Origin of the sequence: Nocardioides guangzhouensis, assembly GCF_004519545.1 — a bacterium.
GTDB classification, from domain to species: Bacteria; Actinomycetota; Actinomycetes; order Propionibacteriales; family Nocardioidaceae; genus Nocardioides; species Nocardioides guangzhouensis.
Genome location: NZ_SDKM01000002.1, coordinates 102,715 through 121,809 on the forward strand (window position 1 = coordinate 102,715; position 19,095 = coordinate 121,809).

Genomic DNA, 19,095 nt, shown 5'->3' on the forward strand with positions numbered 1-19,095 from the left:
CGATGCGCCTCAGTCCCGATGACGAGGTGTACCGCGTCGACGCGGTGTGGCTGGGCCCCCAGGGCCTGACCCTGCCGTGGTCGGCGCGCTACTCCGCGTACGGCATCTGGCTGGTCCTGTTCGTCGGCGTCCTGATGGTCGAGGCCGCGCTTCCCATGAGGGTCAGCGTGCCCCCGGTGTGGGAGCTGGTCCTGACCATCCTCGCGACGTACGCCCTCACCGGCGTGATCGACCACGACCGCCCGCTGATCACCGTGTGGGAGCTCCTGCGCTCGGAAGCCAGGACCCCGCGAGCCCCCAAGACCCCGCGGCCGACGCGCCTGAAGGTGACCTCGGTCCGAACGAGGGAGAACCATGTTCAAGTCCCGTCGCCCCACTGACCCGGCGACCCCCGCCCGGCTGTCCCTGCGCAACATCGAGGACAACCTCTGCTTCAGCCAGCACGAGGTGTGGGCCTGGTACGTCCTGCCGACCCAGCCGTGGGCCTTCCGGTCGGACCGACAGCGCGAACAGCTCATGTACGGGTTCGGCGACGGTCTGGCCTGGCTCGCCGGGCACCGGCTGCACCTGCGGGTCACGTCCCGGCCGTATCCGACCGCTGCCTGGGCCAAGCGGCTGCACCGGCTGACCCCGGATCCCCTGGAGTCGGAGGGTGTGGAGGGCTGGTCCGACCACATGGTGACCATGCAGAAGCACCTGCGGAACCAGACGATGGCCGAGAAGCAGGTCTTCCTCGGCGTACGCATCTCCAACCGGCCGGCGACCCATCGCCTGATCGCGGCACTGTGGCGACACCCGGGCAACATCGAGCACGCGCGCCTGCTGTCGAAGGTCGAGCAGGTCTCGGAGACCATCCGGCTCCCCGGCCTCGAGGGTCGCCCCGCCAGCGCCCGCGAGATGGAGTGGCTGCTCCGCCGCTCGATGGGGATCGGCCTGCCGGCTCCGATCAGCCTGTGCGCCTCGGAGAGCTCGACGTGGGACGCCGACGACCTCCACAGCTTCGCGGACGAGGTGGACTACCACGCCGGGCCGCTGAGCAAGACGGTCCAGCTCACCAGCCGCACCACAGCGGACCCGCTGGAACGGCACGTGGCCGTCCTGTCGGTCGGGCGCCTCGAGGAGATCGAAGCACCCGACCCGGCGCACGAGCCCTGGCTCGCCCACGCCGACAGGCTCCCCTTCCCGGTCGAGTGGTCCTGCCAGTTCGACGTCCTGACCGGCGTGGACGCACGCAAGGCGATCCAGCGGAAGCTCCTGGTGGTCCGCGACATGCAGCGCCACTACGCCGAGCACGAGCTGGACGCGCCGCTGGCTCTGGGACGCCAGGCTGACCAGGCACGGGAGGTCGAGGACCAGATGGCGCGAGGCGCCGACGTTGCCTCCACACGGCTGCACGGCTGGTTCCGTCTCGCCGTGGCGGGCCGAGACGAGGATGAGTGCCTGGAGCGCGTCCGTCAGGTCCGGACGTCGTTCCGCTCGCGACGGGTGGCCCTGGAGCAGCCGCGGGGACAGTTCGGGCTGCTGCGTGAGTTCGTCCCGGGCGAGCCGGTGTCGACCTCTGCCTACCGTCGTCGGCTTCCGGTCCTGTACGTGGCGGCCGGGATGCCAACCTCCTCCAGTCAGCTGGGCGATCGGCGCGGCCCGTACGTCGGGTACACCGTCGGCGCGTCCCGGCGGGCGGTCATGTTCGACACCCACTACGCCACCGAGGTCCGGGAGACGTCCGGGCTCGTGCCCGTCGTGGGCGGCCTCGGAGCCGGCAAGAGCGTGCTGCTCGGCCAGATCACCTACGAGGCGGTCCGGCGCGGCATCCCGTCAGTGGTGCTCGACCCGTCCGGTCCGCTGGCCCGGCTCACCGAACTACCCGAGCTACGGCAGCATAGCGAGCACCTCGACCTGACCGCGGCGGTGAGCGGCACCCTCAACCCGTTCAGCGTCGTCGCCGACCCACATCGCTCCGGCTACGAGGACGACGTCGCCTTCGAAGAGGCCAAGGTGCTCGCATCCCAGGACCGGAAGCTGCTGGCCATGGATGTGGTTCGGATGCTGCTGCCCGCCTCGGTGGCGAGCCTCCCACCAACGGCACTGGTGATCTCCGACGCCGTTCGCGCCACGGGCGGTGAGCCCTCCGCCTCGCTCTGGCACGTGGTGGAGAACCTCGAGCGCCTCGGAGAGCCGCACGGGCAGGTCGTGGCGAACTACCTCCGGGACATGGCCGAGCTGCCCTTGGCCCGGCTGCTGTTCCCGAGCGCCTCATCGGGTGAGGCTCGGCTGGGGGCCGGCCTGACGGTGATGACGATGCCCGGGCTCGTCCTGCCGCCCCGCTCGATCCCTCGCGACCACTGGTCGACGTCGGAGCAGCTCGCGGTCCCGCTTCTCCACCTGGCGTCCTGGTACGCCACCCGCGCCGTCTACGGCCGGACCATGGAGCAGCGCAAGCTGGTTGCTCTCGACGAGACCCACTTCCTCGGGGAGTGGTCCGCCGGCCGTGCCCTGTTCACCCGGCTCGGCCGGGACTCGCGCAAGTGGAACACCTGCGTGCTGGCTGCCTCGCAGAACCCCGCCGACGTGCTCGGCATGGACGTCGCCAACTTCATGTCGGCTGCGTTCGTGGGTCGGATCGAGGACGAGGACGCCGCCCGCGACGGCCTGCGGATGCTGCGGATCCAGACCGGTGTCGGGTACGAGCGCGCCCTGGCCTCCCTGTCCTCGACGCGGGGCGACGCTGGGACCCGCGAGTTCGTCATGCGCGACGTCGACGGGAACGTGGACCGGGTCTCCATCGACCTGACCGCGAACCCGGGCCTGCTGGCAGCGCTCAACACCACGGCCGGCCGGCACAGCGCGACCGAGGAGCTCGAGGAGCAGATCGCATGAGGAAGATCCTGCGCGCTGTCCTGGTCCTCTCGGCACTCCTGGTGGCCCTGCTCGGGATCGCGGGCCCGGCCGGTGCGCAGCCGGACCCGAAGATCCCGGCACCCGGACCGCTGCCCGACGTACCGGTCAGCTCCCTGCCGATCCCGGGCGCACCGGCCCTGTCCTCCGTCCTGGGCGGCAACGCACCGGGCCTGAGCGACTGCAAGGAGGCGCCGACCCCGGAGTCTCCCGGGCAAGGAGTCGCCGGGTTCTTCTCGGTGCCTCCGCACGGCCTCCCGCCCGAGGGCGACCCGTTCAAGGAGGGGTCGAACACCACGATCTACGAGCAGTACGGGTACGCCGGGCTCCGATACCGAACCTACGACCTGGGCTGCGGACCCGACGCCGTGCGCCAGCCGGACGCGGTCATCGGCACGGCGGTCGCGAACTGGATCATGCAGCCGCCGGTCGCGTTCGCCGCACTCACCGGATCGGTAAGCCAGGTGGCCTTCAACCCGACCTTCCTGGACACCTTCGACCCGGTGATCACCCGGGTCTCGACCGCGCTGCACGACAAGCTCTTCGCCTCGTGGATCCCCGTCGTGCTCGCGATCCTCGGCGGCCTGATCATTTTCAAGGCCCGCCGCTCCGCACTCTCGAGCACCGCCGGTGCCATCGGGTGGGCACTCATCATCCTGATGGTCACCACCGCGCTGTTCCGGTGGCCCATCGCAGCCGGTCACGCCGCCGACGAGACCGTCACCGGAACCCTCGGCACCGTCGTGGGACGGCTCGACGGCCAGTCCAGCACCACCGACCCGGGCATGGCCGTGTCCTCGCAGGTGCACAGCGCGATCCTCTACCGGTCCTGGCTGGCCGGCACCTTCGGCGACCCCGACAGCCCGACCGCCAAGAAGTACGGGCCGGACCTGTTCAAGTCCCAGGCCCTCACCTGGCGCGAAGCCGCCGAGGCGGACAAGGACCCCGACCACTTCAAGGAGATCGTCGAGGCCAAGAAGAAGCAGTGGACCGAGACCACCGAGAAGATCAAGAACGAAGACCCCGAGGCTTACGAGCACCTCACGGGCAAGCGGTCCGAGACCCGCGTCGGGTTCGCCATCGTCTCCGGCCTCGGCGTGTTCTTGGCCCTGCCGTTCCTGCTGCTGTCCGCGCTGCTGATGCTCGGCTGCTTCCTCATCGTCCGGCTCGCGGTGATGATGTTCCCCGCCTTCGCCCTCCTCGGCGCCCTCCCGGCGTCCCGCGGCCTGGTGATCGGACTCGGCCGGACCGTGGGCGCAGCCGTCGTGAACTCGATCGTGTTCGGCATCGGCGCGGGAGTCACGATCGCGGTGCTCGGGATCCTCTTCCACCCCGGCGGAGGCGTGCCCGGCTGGTTGAGCATGGTCCTGATGCCGCTGTTCAGCTACATCATGTGGGTGGCCCTGAAGCCGTTCCGACGGCTGACCACAATGGTCAACCCGAACGCGGAGCACTTCGGGATGACCAACCCGATGCCGGGCGCGGGGCAGAAGGGCAAGACCTGGGCTAAGCAGGCCGTGATGACGAGCCTGGCCGCTGCCTCGGGAGGTGCCAGTGCTGGCGCAGCCGCCGCAGCTGCCTCCCAGGGCGATGGCCCACCGCAGCGTGCGGAGGCCCAACCCGGCCGTACGAACCGACCGACGCCGGTACTGTCAGCCGCTACCGACCGTGGGGACGCCAGGTCCGGAGCGTCTCCGGGTCCCGCCGGCCCGGTTCGAGGAGTCCTCGGCTCCGCCCCGGCATCCCCCGCCGGGACGTCCGAGGAGACTCGCTCTGGCACCCACGTCGGGTCTCCCAAAGCGCTGCCGCCCGGGTTCACGCCGCGTCGTCGGTCCGAAGGTGTTCCGCCGGCACCAGCTCCCACCGACCCCGAGTGGTACGACGGGGAAGAGGTCTACCCCATCTATCACCCGTCGAACGACGAGGACGCTGATGAGGTCGCGTGAGGCGGCGGGGCTCCCGTGAGCAAGCCGACCTTCATCGCCGGGCTGGCGCTCGTGGTCGGCGTGGTCGCGCTGGTCATGCCCGCGGTCCTTATGATCACCTCGTTCACCGGCGGTCGCAGTGAGGTCGCCGGCGGCTGCACCGAGACTGTCGAGGCGAACGCCGCGACAAGGGAGACTTTCAGCACCAGCCAGCTGGCCAACGCGCAGACCGTGATCGCAGTCGGGCAGGGTATGAACGTCCCGGCTCGCGGCGTCCTCATCGCGCTGGCCGCCGCTCATCAGGAGTCCCGGTTCCAGAACTACGCCAACGACGGCCTCGGCCGCGACCTAGAGCCGGAGCAGGCGGGAGTCGAACGTTCCCTATCGCTCCCGCATGATGCCGTGGGGTCCGACCACGGCTCGTTGGGGATCTTCCAGCAGCAGTGGCCGTGGTGGGGATCCATACCCGACCTGATGGACCCCGCGGCCAGCTCCCGGAAGTTCTTCATGCGGCTCATGAGCGTCCGTGGCTGGCAGGAGATGTCAGTGACGGCGGCGGCCCAGGCGGTGCAGCGATCGGCGTATCCCGACGCCTATGCCGATGACGAGGCGATCGCCGCATCTCTGATGGGCCGAGCCGACCTGACCAGTGGTTCGGTTGAGGAAGCGAGCTGGACGAGCGGCAGCGAGGGAGGACCGTGCGTGGAGCCCGCAACGTTCAGTGGCCGGGTGGTCTCGCCGTTGCCGGCGTCGGCCCGCTTCACCGACCAGCGCAACTTCGGGGGCAGCGGTCAGTTGTGGTCGCGAGGCCATACCGGAACCGACCTCTCCACGGCCTGCGGGACGCCCGTGGTGGCGGCCAATGACGGCGTGGTGAGCATCGAGACCGACCAGGCCTGGGCTGGCAAGTGGCTGGTCAAGGTCGGCGTCGGCGAGGGTCGCCTGCACACCTGGTACGCCCACATGCAGAGCGTCTCCGTCGTCCAGGGCCAGCGGGTGCGCGCGGGGCAAAAGATCGGCGCAGTCGGGAGCCTGGGAAACTCCACGGGCTGTCACCTGCACTTCGAGGTCCACCCCCAGGGCGGCTCGATCTACGAGGACGACGAGGACCCGAGCAAGTGGCTCGAGGACCACCTCAGCGGAGATGTCGCTCAGGTCGTAAACGAGGCCGCGACTGGGACCGAGCCGTTGCCCGACCACCTCATCGCTTCCTTCAACGTCCTTGGCCACTCGCACACCAAGCCCGGTGGCAACAAGCCAAGCTGGGCGAACAGCCGTCAACGCATGCGCTGGGCCGTCCAGCTGCTCGACCGGTACGGCGTCGGAGTCGTCGGCTTCCAGGAGCTCGAGCCGCCTCAGCGCAACGCGTTCCTTGCCTTCGCTCGCGACCGCTACTCGGTCTTCTCACCTCACGGCGAGACGTCGAACTCGATCGCCTGGCATCGCGGCCGGTGGGCGTTCGTCAGCGGCAGCAGCTTCACCATCCCCTACTTCAACGGCCAGAAGCGCCACATGCCGATGGTTCGGCTCCGCGATGTCCTGACGGGCCTGGACAGCATCTTCCTCAACGTCCACAACCCCGCAGACACGAAGCGGTTCCCCGCCCAGGCCAGGTTCCGACGCGAGGCCGTGCGTCGCGAGGTCGCCATTGTGCGGTCACTCGATGCCCGCTACTCGGTCCTCATCTTCATCACTGGCGACTTCAACGAACGTCACGATCTCTACTGCGCCATGACCGCAGGGGGCAGGCTGAGTGCTGCCGCCGGTGGCTCAGACTCGAGCACTTGCCGTCCCCCGAAGTACGAAGGCATCGACTGGATCTTCGGGACGAACGCGGCTTGGCGAGCGCATGGGGTGCTGAAGCGAGGCATCGCCGGCAAGGTGACCGACCACCCACTCGTCCTGGCACAGGTCGCCACGCCCATGGCAACTGGAGGAGATCGATGAGCGAGCAACCAGAAGACAAGCGCTACCCCTACTTCGGCATCCCGCCAGCACGCCAACCCCTTCCGGCCGAGGAAGTCCCAGCCCTGAAGGGGAAGCGTGTCGTCCTCTCGACCCCCGACGGCTTCGTCTACGACATGCGCGCCGTCAGCGATATCCACCCCGACAAGCACAGCCGCCCCTCAATAGCGATCATGACCGAGGAGGCGTACTACGAGTGGATGCTCACGGGTCGAGTTCCAGAAATCAGGGACTTCCCTGCACATCTCGTTTGGGTCGAATAGGCCACGCGCCTTCGTTCACCGGTGTTCACTGACCGGTACACGCACACGCACTCCGCTTCTTCCAGCCACGCGGGACCGCTCCGCACTCCAAGTGGTGGCCACTCTGGTCGCCGCCCGGCAAATCCCGCGCGAGCAGGACGCTTTGGTCGGAGGTAGTTCGCCATGTCCGGCGCCGCCAGAGGAATAGCAGCGGCGCGTCCGGTCTGAGAACAGCCTGTCGGGACTATTCCCCGGACCCCTCGTCGCCATCATGCTGGACGTTACTGGTGCTCGCGGCGCCGGGCCACGAGGGTTCGGGGGTTCTCGGCACCGCCGGACTCGGGAGGCGTCGTGGAAGAGCTGGTGGTCGATGTCGAGTCGTTCCGGGGAGGAACGGGGCCCTCGAGGGCGCCGCATATCGGGTTCGTGAACCTCAACGGGGAAACTGCTCCCAAGATCGGGGCCGCCTACGACGTGGTCCCGGCGTCAGCCCTACCGCTACAGGACCTGGCCGTCCCGGAGACGCCGCGAACATTCTTCGACTTAGACCTGCATGCCTTTTACTCTGGAAACCTCCCCGACGGGCTGATCGGGTCTAACGAGGGTCTGCTGAGGATTCAGGTCGACACCCGGGCGCCGCAGGACCTTTCGAACGAGGTCACGGCCTCCTTTGTCACCAAGTTCCGGGTCCGGGACGACGAGTATGCACCGTCGTTCGCCTCCCGCGGGGTGTTCCGCAACGTGCTGTTCGAGAATTTCGTCAACCTGCGGCTCGGTCTCATCGAGCTGGACTCAGACCTGAGCGTGTACTTCGACAAGGTCAAGAAGGTCATCGACGACTCCGGCCTAGCGCAAGTCGACGTCCTCAAGGGCATCCCGTATCTAGACGTCGGCACCAAACTCGTTAACAGCCTCGTGCAGAACTTTGGGAAGAACGCTGACGACGTGTTGTGGTCCGAATTGCCGATACTGCAGTTGCACCCCCTGATTGGCTCGGTGTTCCTCCGCGCCGGTATCTACGCGGTAATAGACCGGTCCTCCGAGCAGCAGGGCTTTCCTGGGAAGCTCTCTTACCTCAATGGGGAACTGCGTGACGAGCACGGTCCGCTGCTTACGACCCACCTGATCTTCTCGGTAGGGCTGCGGCCCTCGGAGTAACGCATCCTCTCGCAGCGTCGCGACCCACGAGCAGTTGAGGCTCTAAAAGTTGGACCACTTCGGGAGAGAGGAGGAAGCATGGCGACACTGGATGATCCGCAGCCGCGCCGTGCGCGAGTGAACATCAGTGGTGGCGCTCCGCATGGCATCTCTGCCGATGTTGCTGCAACTGAATCCAACGATGGAGAGACAGTTCTGCGATCGCGGGAGCACGGGCGATGACTGTGCCCGGGCCTTCGATGACAGACGCCAATGGCGATCGGCTACTTGCGCAATTGGACCGCCTTACCCCGACTGATTACCCGGCCCGGGCGCCGGAACTATGCGCGAGCCTCGTATCCGTCGGCGAGAGCGCCGCCTCGCGAGGTGACTTGGCGTCTGCGAGCGCGTTTGTTCAAGCTGCCGTCGACGGCTTCGAACGCTTGGAGGGTGCTCTAGGGCCGCGGGACAAGGGGCACTACGCCTGGGCGGTGGGCACCCTGGGCACCCTGCGTGCGGACAGCGGCGACATCCCAGAGGGACAGCGCCTCCTGGAGAAGTCGCGCGACGTCTTTGCTGAGCTCAACCCGATCGATCCTGGCCTTTGGGACGGCCGGCGTGCGCAGACGCTGCTGAACTTGTCGAGGGTCTTGGCACGGCAAGGATTCTTTGACCAAGCCCTGGACGTCGCACGCTCAGCCGTAACGGCTGCCGGGGGCCTGGGCGAAACCAGCTCAGAGGCACTCACTGCGACCCGCGGCGCCGCTCTGCTCACAGAGGCGAAGCTGTTGCGCGAGTTGAACCGACCGGAGGAGGCCCTGGCGATCCTTGAGGAGGCCGCCGGGGCCTTCACGACATTGCTTGAAGCCGCGCCGGCGATCGCGCGCGACCTGGCGGATCTGGCCCTGGAGCCGGGCACCAGCTTGCAGACCGCGTATCCAGCACTCGGCGACATCCTCGCCACAACCGCGGCGGTATTGGCGGAGGCCGGCCACGTCGAAGCCGCGCTGAGGTATGCCAAAGGAGCTGTTGACCTTCTCCTTCCCGCGGACGAAGGGTCGGTCCGGCTGCGGGCGGCAGCAGCGATGTCCACATATGCGAGCCTGCTGGATCAAGCCGGTGACCCGTCAGCAGCGGTCAGCATGGCTCGCACGTCAGTACAAATCGCCGAGCAGTGTCACGCCGAGGGCGTGCCCGATAACGCGGGCGTCCTTTGGGGATCCTGCTTCAACCTTGCCGTTGACCTTGTGCACGCCCACCGCTTGACGGAAGCCCGGGCTGTCGCCAGTGACGCGCTCGCACGCATCGACCCGCCCAGCGAGGACCAAGCTCTGTGGATCGATCGGATGCGCTCGGTGGCTGAGCTTGACGACGCGGAGCCCGATCCGCACTGAGGGAGTGTTTTCAACACGATGACGATGCGCGTTTGCGCGTCAGGAAGGAGAAGCCGTGACAGAAGTCATTGTTCCGACGGTTGCGGCCGGTTCGTCAGCTGGGGACCTTTGGGGTGCAAGGAAGTCTGTGCCTGAGAGTTTCGCTGACCGGTCGGACGAGCTCGCGGACGCGGTCGCGAACATCAGCCAGTCGCTGCGCTCGCGTCTGGAGCAACAGTTGAACGACGACAGCCCCGGCACACTTGCAGTGTCTGAGGTGCAACTCAGTTTTGCCCTGGAACTCAAGGCCGAAAGTGGTGTCGTGCTCGCCAAGGCGAGCGTGGGGGGCACTTTTACAGCCACCGTCACGTGGGCACGCAAGGTCACGACGGCCGCATCGGACTCCGGATGAACCTCGCCATCGGTCGGCTGACCGAGTCCCGCCTGCCCGAGACAGGTCCGAGGCACGAGCAGCACGACGAGGGAGCAACGGCGTTCGCCGTCGCGCCCACCGCCGGACTGACCGCATTCCATTGCGTGGGGGACAGGCACTCCAACCGGTTGCTGCGTCCTGAGGTTGACATCACGTTCCGATCCGGGGTGGTGAAAGCAAGGGTGGAGGACTGGAACGCCGACTTGGATATTGCGTTGCTGACATTCGTCGGAGCTTTGCCAGCCGGCGAGGAACCTGTGCCGCTATCGGACGAGTTCGCGCGAAGCGCCTACTACGTGCGCGGCTATCCGTACGAAGCCGGGGGTGTCGAGGCGGCCTTCGGCGGAACTATCGTCGATGTCGACGCGCGGCCTTTCCCCGGGCCTCAGCCGGCCATCCAACTACACAGTGACCAAGCCGGGGCGTCGCACCCGCTGGCGTTGGGAGGCTTCAGCGGCGCGCCCGTCCTCGTCGACGACCCCCCGCGTGCTGTCGGCCTAATCCGGTGGAATCCTCCGGCGGAGGTTGACGAGCGGTTCGCCAAGGGTGCCATTGTCTATGCGACACCGATGACGGCCATTCTCCGCACATGGAGCGCGACGCAGTTGGGTGTCACCGTCCTCCGGCCGTCTCTGCTCGGACACAAGGCAAACGCGGATTCGCTGCTCCGTCTCCGAACCGACCCCGCGGCACACCTGCCGTCTGCGGGTGAACTAAACCCGGCGGATCTCGGCGCGCTCCCGACGCGGTACACCAAGGCCGCGACCGATCCTTATGTCCCCCGAGAGGCCGACGAGCTCATCGCAGGGGCCCTCCAACGCGACCGCTTCGTCCTGCTTCTTGGACCAGCGACGTCGGGCAAGAGCCGCACAGCTGCACAGGTGCTCGTGGAGACATTGCCCCAGGCCGGTGTGCTCTGGCCCAAAGCACGTCCGCAGGGATTGCGCCGGCTGCTGGAACTCGACTTGGCGCAGCCCTTGTACCCGGGGCCGATCGTTGTGTGGCTCGATGCCCTTGAGCAGTACCTGTCCGAGGATGGTGGACTAGACGCCGAGTCCTTCGGCCTACTGAGCAATCGTGTCGGTGGCGCGTTCCTGGTCGCCACCATGACGTTGCGCTCGTTCGAGGAATGTCTGCACGCGCAGGATGATCGGGGGCGGATTGCCCGGGCACTCTTAGACGAAGGCCCCCTCGTTGAGATCGAACTACCCCGGGAGATCACCCCAAAAGAGCGCGCGGCCGCAATGGCCGCGTATCCGGCTGAGGACTGGACCGACAGTGCGACAGGCATCGCCGAACGGTTGATCGCTGCGCGGGAACTGTTGAACCGGCTACGAACCGGCCGCGAAACCGAACCAACCGGCTGGCTGGCCGTTCGAGCACTGATCGACTGGGCCCGGGCGACTGGCGACTGGATCACAGAGCCCATCTGGCGCCTGCTGTTGGAGGAATGGCGTCGCGAGTCTCGCGGAGCCGCTGCCGGTGCCGCAGATTTCGACGCCGCGCTGGCATGGGCTCAGACCCCAGTCGCGTCCTCCGTCTCGCTCTTAGTCACCTCGGACGAGGACGTGATTCGCGGGCGGAGGTTTGGCGTGTTGGACTACGTCGGCGAGAACTACGAAGCACAGACCCCAGTGGCCGATGCCACCTATCGCGTCGCCATATCTGAGTTGTCCCGGCTGGACGACCTGTCAAACCTGCTGCTCACCAGTGTCGTGAGGGACGGGCGGGACGACATTGGAAGTTTGATCGTGCCGAAGATTAAGGAAGCCGGCGATCATCTTCTGACCGTCTTGCGGCCGGGCAGTCCGTTGCCGGACTTGCCAGGGGCTCTGTTCTGGGCCGAGTGGCTGACGCGTGAGACCGGAGCCGAGGCGCTGCGAAAGATGGGTCGCACTGCGGCCTCTATGGAGCAGCCGGAGGACGCCGTTAAGTGGCTCCGGCCGGCGGCTGAGGCCGGCGACATAGCGGCCATGACGGATCTCGGTGTCGCCCTAGAGCAAGCAGGCGAGACAGCCGCCGCTCAGAGTTGGACGCTCCGGGCCGCCGAGGCCGGGGACACCCACGCCATGCTGAACATGGGCGCGCGGCTGTTCGCGGACGGTCGCCAGGACGAAGCGCGCCGATGGGCGGAGCGAGCAGCCCGCGCAGGCAATACGAGCGCGATGCTGCGTGCGTCTTGGTTGGCCGTCCAGGATCGGCGCACCGCCGATGCTGTGAAGTGGGCCCGGCAGGCGGCAGAAGGCGGGCACGCGGACGGCATGTTCACGCTCGCCTCGCTGTTGGCCGAGGGCAACGCATCGGAAGAGGCTGTGCAGTGGTGGCGACGCGCCGGGGCCGAGCACGGGCACATTCCGAGCATCCGAGCGTTGCTAGCCGCAACCCGCGACCCAGCCGGAAACCCGGCAGCGGACGCAGAGGTTGGCGAGTTCTTGTGGGAGACCGGTCACCGGGACCAAGCCGAAGAAGTGTGGCAGGCGGCCGCAGAAGCTGGCGATTCCACATCTGCCTATCGGCTTGGCGTGAAGCGGCTGGAGGGCGGAGACACCGAGGAGGCATTGCCCCTGTTGGCTCGCGCGAGTGAGGAGGGACATCCGGGGGCCTTTGACCTCTACGGATACCTGTTGCTGCGTCGCGGCGACACTGATGGGGCCATCGAGCACTGGACCAAGGCCGCGGCGACCGGCGACGGCCAAGCAGCGTTCCGGCTGTACGAGGCTTACGCTTCAGGCGGCCACTACGAGCGTGCTCGGGCATCTCTAGAACGAGCCGCCGAGTTGGGCTTCCTCCCGGCCGTGACCCTATTGGACCACGTAGACGCCAACGAAGACCCCGATCGCGATCCGCGCTAGGCACTTATCGATGCCACGCCTAGAATCACGTTGCATCGGACATCGTCGGCTTAGCGCCCCGAGCCTCGCGGGGTCACCAGCCCGTTGGCCGCGGCCCCCGCGTTGTACGGCACTGTCAGTGAGTGAGTCGTCCACACTGCTCGAAGACCAGCTCAGGTGCACGGGAACTAGGCCCACAGGGCGCCCTCGATGGGCGCGGACGCGAGGCCTGACCGCCGAGGACGGCGCGCCAGCGCCGCCCGCAGGCCGTGCGCCGGCGGAGCCGGCGCCTTGATCTAGTAGAGGTGAATTCGGCACTGAAGACGGAACCGCTTTGTCCTCCGTCGGGTGATGTGCGACAGGGATCCGTCAGCTGATGTGCGACACCGGCCGTGATCGGCACCCTGTTTCGGGGCGTCTCCGTGGGGCGTCTCGGACACAGGCGGCCGGGATTGGCCGTGTCGATTTCGGAAGCCGGCCCGCATCGGATACAGCATCCGATCGCGGAGCACGGCCGGTGTAAAACCGTTAACGACCTGTCGACATTGTCGTCGACATTCACCCCCTGCTGATGATGCCGAGCGGGCGGCGGATCTATCGAGGCTCAAGAGGCACCGCCGGGGGAACGTTCGGATCGACCCCAAGCCCGCAAATGGCAGAGTACTCGCCGTCGTGGGTGGCTTGCGCGATCATCATGACCTGCCGGGCCGCAACTCGGAACTTCTGATAAGTCTGAAGCGTCCCAGATGCCCCTGTGGCCAGAAGAGTAAGCTCGGCCTTTCGGAGAGCCTCGGCATCTGGGATAGCCGTTGCGCCGGAATGCAGGAAATCCGACGCGCCGTCGTAGTAGTCGATCAGGGGCTTCGTCGCCTCCGAGCGGCTTAACCACCTGATGTTGGAGATCAGTAGGTCCGAGGTGCAGGCCTGGCTCGACAGCAACGAACTTTCGACACACGCTCTCGTTCCCCGCACGATCCATGGTGGCATCATTCTGCGAGGGGTTGCTCGGGACTTGGATGGGGCTTTGGAAAGTGCGAGCGACGCGGTGCACAGGGTCAGCCACGCCGCCCTCCTTAAGACGGGAGCGGTGCCACGGTTCCACAGACTGGTGTGGTTTCAAGGCGTGAGTAACCCCAAGCCGTTGCCCGACCGGACAAAGCTGGATCACCTTCTGCCGGATTACGACGTGCCAGAGCCAGCTCTCGATCGTCCGACATCGGATGATCGTTTGGAGGTGGCCGTTGAGTCGATTCAAGCTGCCATCCTGGCCGGCGGTGCGGCCGCTGCGGGGATGCTGTGGGCAACTGTCGAGTGTCTATTCGGAAGCGCCGGCGACGAGAATAAGTTGGCGTCGGGCGAGCGGGCGGCTGATGTAGCCACCATTGCTTGGGTCCGATATGACCTTAACCACACCCTAGGTGCCCTCTTGAGGAATCAAGGTGACCCTGGATGGTCGGCTGCTGCGCAGGTCCTCCCACGACAGGAAAGATTGCCCTTCTTCGTGAAGTACCTCCAGGCGGGCGACTTTTCAAACGTACGGTCCGCGAGAGTAGTGTCGCAGGCCCGCCATTGCGCGAGGATGCTGGACTTACGAGAAGTGGGCTCGCTGCGAACTGAAGTGCTAACAACGCTCAAGGGACTCTATCGTCAGCGAAATCTGATCCTCCATGGTGGCATTACCAATGCGCCGCTGCTTCCGGGTATTCTTCGGTCCGCGACACCGCTTGTGACCGCAGCGGTGAACCGATATGCCGCCACCCGCAATGGTGCGGTCCGGGACCCACTGGCTTTCTCCTTCGGAGAGACCTTGCGCCTCGAAGAGCATCTCGCGCAGCCCTCCGCGGATCTCTTAGACCTTGCGGGTTACTAGTCCGACGTCCCAAGCGCAACGTACGCCGCAGTCACCCCCCAGGAACGCGGGGCGACGGCATGGGAGACGGGACGTCAACGGCTGACGATGCCGGGTTGACCAGACTTACGAGCGCCCTCCGTTGCCCGGCACCGACAGTCGATCTGGTATCCGAACTTCGGGGCACCCCGAGAGCATCGGATAACGAATCCGATCGCCGCGGAGGACGCCCGACCGGGCTACCGGTGTCGTCGATCGCTCTGACGCGGCCCTAGTGCAGACCCAGTTCTCATCAATCGTCGGTAACTCTGCGGCGCGTTCACTAGAGTTCGCCGCGTGGTCTCCTCGGGGGTAATGAGCGCTGCTCCGTATGATCGGTTCGCCGACTTGCTCGACACGTCGGCCGACGCCCCCGCCGCCACCGGGTTCCGTTGCTCATCGTCGGCGGCACGAAGGGCACCATTGACGGTGACAGAGACGATCGAGGAGCAGGTCGTGAAGTCGCGTCACCGCGTCAGGACCTACGGCGAGGTGTTCACTCCTCGTCACATGGTCAACCGCATGCTCGACTTGGTCCGCGAGGATTTGGAGACCGGCGACTTCGTCGACAAGACCTTCCTCGAGCCTGCGGCCGGACACGGCAACTTCTTGGTCGCGATCCTGCGCCGCAAGCTCCATGCGATCGAGAAGGAGTACCCGCCTGCGCTGTGGCCGCAGGAGTCACTGTTCGCAGTGGCGTCGATCTACGGCATCGAGCTTTTAGAAGACAACCACCGGGATGCCAAGGCGATCATGCTGGCCGAATTTCTGAGCTTCCACCAAGCACACGGTATTCCCTGTGGCCCGCGTACGAACCTGCATCAGGCCGCGGCCTTCCTCATCGACGCCAACGTCGTTCGTGGAGACACTCTGACCGGCCTTGACTGGCACGGCGAGGAGATCCAGTTCTCCTGGTGGAACCGCATCCCCGAGGCCCCCGGGATGGCTCAGCGCGAGCCATTCACGTTCGCGTCGCTACGTCATAGCACCACCGACTTCGCCATGAATTTCGCTGCCTCCGACAGCTATCAGGCGTGCCGAATTGAGAAGGTCCACGAACAAGAGAAAGCCGATGACTAGCCCGAAGATCAGCACCTACCGCGAGGTCATCCCTTACATCTACTCGTGGCGCACCCCTGACGTACCGAAGTACGACGGGTGGGAGAAGATCGGGTACACCGAGCAGGACTCGGCTGACAAGCGCATCACCCAGCAGGCGTCCCAGCTCAACATCACGAAGATCAAGGTCTGGGCGTACAGGGCAGCGTTCATCACCGAGGACGGCGGGCCGTTCCGCGACAGCGACTTCCACGCCTTCCTCAAGCAGCAGGGAATCCAGCGCGAGTTCGACTCCAACGCCACTCCGCACCGGACGGAGTGGCACAAGTTCGCCGGCGCCACGAAGACCAGCCAGCAGTACTTCCTCGAGTTCGCATCGAAGTCCTTCACCACACCGCTGACTGCGTCGCAGGATGACTACACGCTGCGGCCCGAGCAGCGGCAGGCGGTCAGCCAGGCGATGACGGCGTTCGCCCCCCAAGGGTCCGGTGAGGTGCTGTGGAACGCGAAACCGCGATTCGGCAAGACGCTGACTGCGTACGACCTCATGCGAAAGATGGACGTCAAGCGTGTGTTGATCGTCACCAATCGCCCGGCCATCGCCAACTCCTGGTTCGACGACTACCAGCGGTTCATCGGCCACCAGACCAGCTACCAGTTCGTGTCCGACTCGCCGTCGCTCGCCCAGCGCAGCCCGATGACACGCGAGCAGTGGAAGGCGTACTCACTGCAGCACGTCGACCAGGACCCTCGCATCATCGAGTTCGTGTCGCTCCAGGACCTCAAGGGATCGCAGTACTTCGGCGGATCCTTCGACAAACTCAAGCACATCGCCGACGCTGACTGGGACCTACTCGTCATCGACGAAGCCCACGAAGGCGTCGACACGACGAAGACCGACGTGGCGTTCAACCAGATCAAGCGCGACCACACGCTTCACCTGTCAGGCACACCGTTCAAGGCATTGGCGTCAGGACGTTTCGGCGAGGACCAGATCTTCAACTGGACCTACGAGAACGAGCAGACGGCCAAGGAGCAGTGGTCCGACGGGACGCAGGACAACCCGTACGCCCCGCTCCCGACCCTCAACCTCCTGACCTACCAGCTCTCCCGCATGGTCACCGACCGGCTCGCTGAGGGCGTCGCCCTCGACGAAGAGAAGGGGAACGTCGACTACACGTTCGACCTTGCGGAGTTCTTCTCGACCAAGGACAACGGCTACTTCGTCTACGAAGCTGACGTCGCGCGGTTCTTGGACGCCGTGACGATGCAGGAGAAGTACCCGTTCTCCACCCCGGAGTTGCGTGACGAGATCCGGCACTCGTTTTGGCTGCTCAACCGTGTCGCCTCTGCCAAGGCGCTGGAGCGGATGCTCAAGACGCATCCTGTCTTCGGCGAGTACACGATCATCCTGGCGGCCGGCGACGGCCGAACCCATGCCGACGAGAACGACGGCCTGGACGAGGACGCCGACGACTCGGTGGCGGTGGGTAGGTCGCTGGACAAGGTCCGCGCGGCCATCGCGAAGGCGGAGGCCGACGGCGGAAAGACGATCACGCTGTCGGTGGGGCAGCTCACGACGGGCGTGACGGTGCCGGAGTGGACGGCGGTCATCATGCTGTCCAACCTGTCCTCGCCCGCGCTCTACATGCAGGCGGCGTTCCGGTCTCAGAACCCGTGCACGTTCACGCACGGCGCCAAGGTGTTCCAGAAGGAGAACGCCTACATCTTCGACTTCGCACCCGAGCGCACGCTGACGATCTTTGACGCGTTCGCGAACAACCTCGCCCCGCATCCACCGATCGATGCCGCTGAGCGCAGGGAGAACATCCGGCGGCTGCTGAACTTCTTCCCCATCCTGGGTGAGGACACCGAAGGCCGCATGATCGAGCTCGACGCCGCCCAGGTGCTCACGTTCCCGCAGGTATTCAAGGCTCGTGAGGTCGTGCGGCGGGGCTTCCTGTCGAACCTGCTGTTCGCGAACGTATCCGGCATCTTCCGGGCCGTGGAGCACTTCCAAGACATCCTCAACCAACTTCCTGCCGCCAAGGAGAAGAAGGTCGAGAAGGGCAAGCCGGTTGAGGTCCCGGTGCCGCCACCGACCACGGACGCAGATGGAAACGTTCAGGTCGACGTCGGCACTGTCATCAACCCGAAGGTCGCCGAGCTGGGCAAGCCGGTCTACTCCGACGGAGACGTGCCGCCGCTCGACCCGGCCACGACGAAGGCGGCCGAGGCGGCCAGACAGGTTGCCGCGATCGTCACGGAGAAGGCACGCGAAACGCGGGCCAAGGCCGCGGCCGAGTACGGCATGACGGCCAGGCAGGTCCAGAACGACGAGAAGGCCACCGAGGCGCAGGTGAAGGCCAAGGTGGATCGCGCCTACGTCGACCACCAAATCGCGCTCAGCCACATCGACGCCGAAGCCAAGGAAGCCGCAACTGAAGCCGAGTTCCAGGCGATCGAGGCGAAGAAGGCCGAGGCGAAGGCCGAACTCGACGCGCAGGTGCTCTCGATCTTCCACGAGACGCTCGACAACGTCACCGAGACCCTCGTCAAGCGTGAGGAGACCAAGAAGGCCCAGTCGGAGGTGAACAAGACGATGGACGCCGCCCGCGACCACCTCCGGGGGTTTGCACGGACCATCCCGATGTTCCTCATGGCCTACGGCGACCGGAGCACCACGCTTACCAACTTCGATGACTACACCCCGGACGACGTGTTCCAGGAGATCACTGGGATCACCGAGGAAGACTTCTGCAAGCTCCGCGACGGCCGCGAGGTGACCGACCCGAAGACCGGCGAGGTCACCAAGGTTGCGGGGCTCTTCGACGAGGAGGTGTTCAATCAGGCGATCCAGGAGTTCCTCAACACGAAGGCTGAGCTAGCGAACTACTTCGATCCGGACCTGACTGAGGACATCTTCGCGTACATCCCCCAGCAGAAGACTTCGCTGGTGTTCACCCCGAAGCCGGTCGTGCAAATGATGTGCGACACGCTAGAGGCCGAGAACCCGGGTATCTTCTCTGACCCGGAAAAGACGTTCGCCGACCTGTTCTCGACCGCTGGTCTGTTCCTGATGGAGCTCGTGCGCCGGCTCGACAGGGGCCTAGTTGACGCCATCTCTGACCAGGACGAGCGGCTACGGCACATCCTCACCCGTCAGGTGTTCGAGATGAGCCACAACGAGATCCTGCACGACATCACCTTGGAGGCCGTCAGCGGCGGCGTGCCCGAGCGCCGGGCATGGCTCGTGGATTCTGGGCACTTCCGGGTCGGGAACCTCGCCCGCATGACCACCGCGGAACGCGATCGGGTTGTAGACGAGATGCTGGGAGACAACTGAC

General features: G+C 66.0%; 12 protein-coding genes. All 12 read left to right on the plus strand.

The window, feature by feature from the left end:
* The first annotated feature begins 2 nt into the window (after nt 1–2).
* The 12 genes from EKO23_RS01795 to EKO23_RS01850 all read left to right on the plus strand — a co-directional run bounded on the left by EKO23_RS01795 (nt 3) and on the right by EKO23_RS01850 (nt 19,094).
* On the plus strand, nt 3–380 hold the full coding sequence (locus EKO23_RS01795; RefSeq protein ID WP_134713474.1) for a hypothetical protein: 378 nt from the start codon (nt 3–5) through the stop codon (nt 378–380).
* Nucleotides 355–2,877, plus strand: a complete 2,523-nt coding sequence (locus tag EKO23_RS01800) for an ATP-binding protein (RefSeq protein ID WP_134713476.1) — start codon at nt 355–357, stop codon at nt 2,875–2,877. The genes EKO23_RS01795 and EKO23_RS01800 overlap by 26 nt, the downstream gene beginning before the upstream one ends.
* Nucleotides 2,874–4,841 carry a hypothetical protein gene (locus EKO23_RS01805; RefSeq protein WP_134713478.1) on the plus strand — a complete coding sequence of 656 codons (1,968 nt, stop codon included), beginning with the start codon at nt 2,874–2,876 and terminating at the stop codon, nt 4,839–4,841. The genes EKO23_RS01800 and EKO23_RS01805 overlap by 4 nt, the downstream gene beginning before the upstream one ends.
* A gap of 15 nt (nt 4,842–4,856) precedes the next feature.
* The gene (locus EKO23_RS01810; RefSeq protein ID WP_134713480.1) at nt 4,857–6,767 is read left to right on the plus strand and encodes a peptidoglycan DD-metalloendopeptidase family protein; all 1,911 of its coding nucleotides are present in this window, start codon (nt 4,857–4,859) and stop codon (nt 6,765–6,767) included.
* Nucleotides 6,764–7,048, plus strand: coding sequence for a hypothetical protein (locus EKO23_RS01815; protein ID WP_134713482.1), 285 nt, complete (start codon nt 6,764–6,766; stop codon nt 7,046–7,048). Before EKO23_RS01810 ends, EKO23_RS01815 begins: the two co-directional genes overlap by 4 nt.
* 330 nt (nt 7,049–7,378) lie before the next feature.
* A complete protein-coding gene (locus EKO23_RS01820; protein WP_134713484.1) occupies nt 7,379–8,185 on the plus strand; it encodes a hypothetical protein in 807 nt (268 codons plus the stop codon).
* Nucleotides 8,186–8,655: 470 nt separating this feature from the next.
* Nucleotides 8,656–9,558, plus strand: coding sequence for a tetratricopeptide repeat protein (locus tag EKO23_RS01825; RefSeq protein ID WP_167880282.1), 903 nt, complete (start codon nt 8,656–8,658; stop codon nt 9,556–9,558).
* Nucleotides 9,559–9,685: 127 nt separating this feature from the next.
* A complete protein-coding gene (locus EKO23_RS01830) occupies nt 9,686–9,949 on the plus strand; it encodes a CU044_2847 family protein (RefSeq protein WP_134713488.1) in 264 nt (87 codons plus the stop codon).
* A complete protein-coding gene (locus EKO23_RS01835) occupies nt 9,946–12,822 on the plus strand; it encodes a bifunctional trypsin-like peptidase domain-containing/SEL1-like repeat protein (protein WP_134713490.1) in 2,877 nt (958 codons plus the stop codon). The genes EKO23_RS01830 and EKO23_RS01835 overlap by 4 nt, the downstream gene beginning before the upstream one ends.
* A gap of 1,102 nt (nt 12,823–13,924) precedes the next feature.
* Nucleotides 13,925–14,671: a hypothetical protein gene (locus EKO23_RS01840; protein WP_134713492.1), complete on the plus strand. Its 747-nt coding sequence runs from the start codon at nt 13,925–13,927 to the stop codon at nt 14,669–14,671.
* Between the two features lie 315 nt (nt 14,672–14,986).
* A complete protein-coding gene (locus EKO23_RS01845) occupies nt 14,987–15,769 on the plus strand; it encodes a DNA methyltransferase family protein (protein WP_134713494.1) in 783 nt (260 codons plus the stop codon).
* On the plus strand, nt 15,762–19,094 hold the full coding sequence (locus tag EKO23_RS01850; RefSeq protein WP_134713496.1) for a DEAD/DEAH box helicase: 3,333 nt from the start codon (nt 15,762–15,764) through the stop codon (nt 19,092–19,094). The genes EKO23_RS01845 and EKO23_RS01850 overlap by 8 nt, the downstream gene beginning before the upstream one ends.
* Nucleotide 19,095: the final 1 nt, after the last annotated feature.

Excerpts from the sequence above, each read along its gene's own strand:
- EKO23_RS01795 (WP_134713474.1), top strand. The coding sequence starts at position 3 with ATGCGCCTCAGTCCCGATGACGAGGTGTACCGCGTCGACGCGGTGTGG.
- EKO23_RS01835 (WP_134713490.1), top strand. The coding sequence starts at position 9,946 with ATGAACCTCGCCATCGGTCGGCTGACCGAGTCCCGCCTGCCCGAGACA.
- EKO23_RS01805 (WP_134713478.1), top strand. The coding sequence starts at position 2,874 with ATGAGGAAGATCCTGCGCGCTGTCCTGGTCCTCTCGGCACTCCTGGTG.
- EKO23_RS01815 (WP_134713482.1), top strand. The coding sequence starts at position 6,764 with ATGAGCGAGCAACCAGAAGACAAGCGCTACCCCTACTTCGGCATCCCG.
- EKO23_RS01800 (WP_134713476.1), top strand. The coding sequence starts at position 355 with ATGTTCAAGTCCCGTCGCCCCACTGACCCGGCGACCCCCGCCCGGCTG.
- EKO23_RS01850 (WP_134713496.1), top strand. The coding sequence starts at position 15,762 with ATGACTAGCCCGAAGATCAGCACCTACCGCGAGGTCATCCCTTACATC.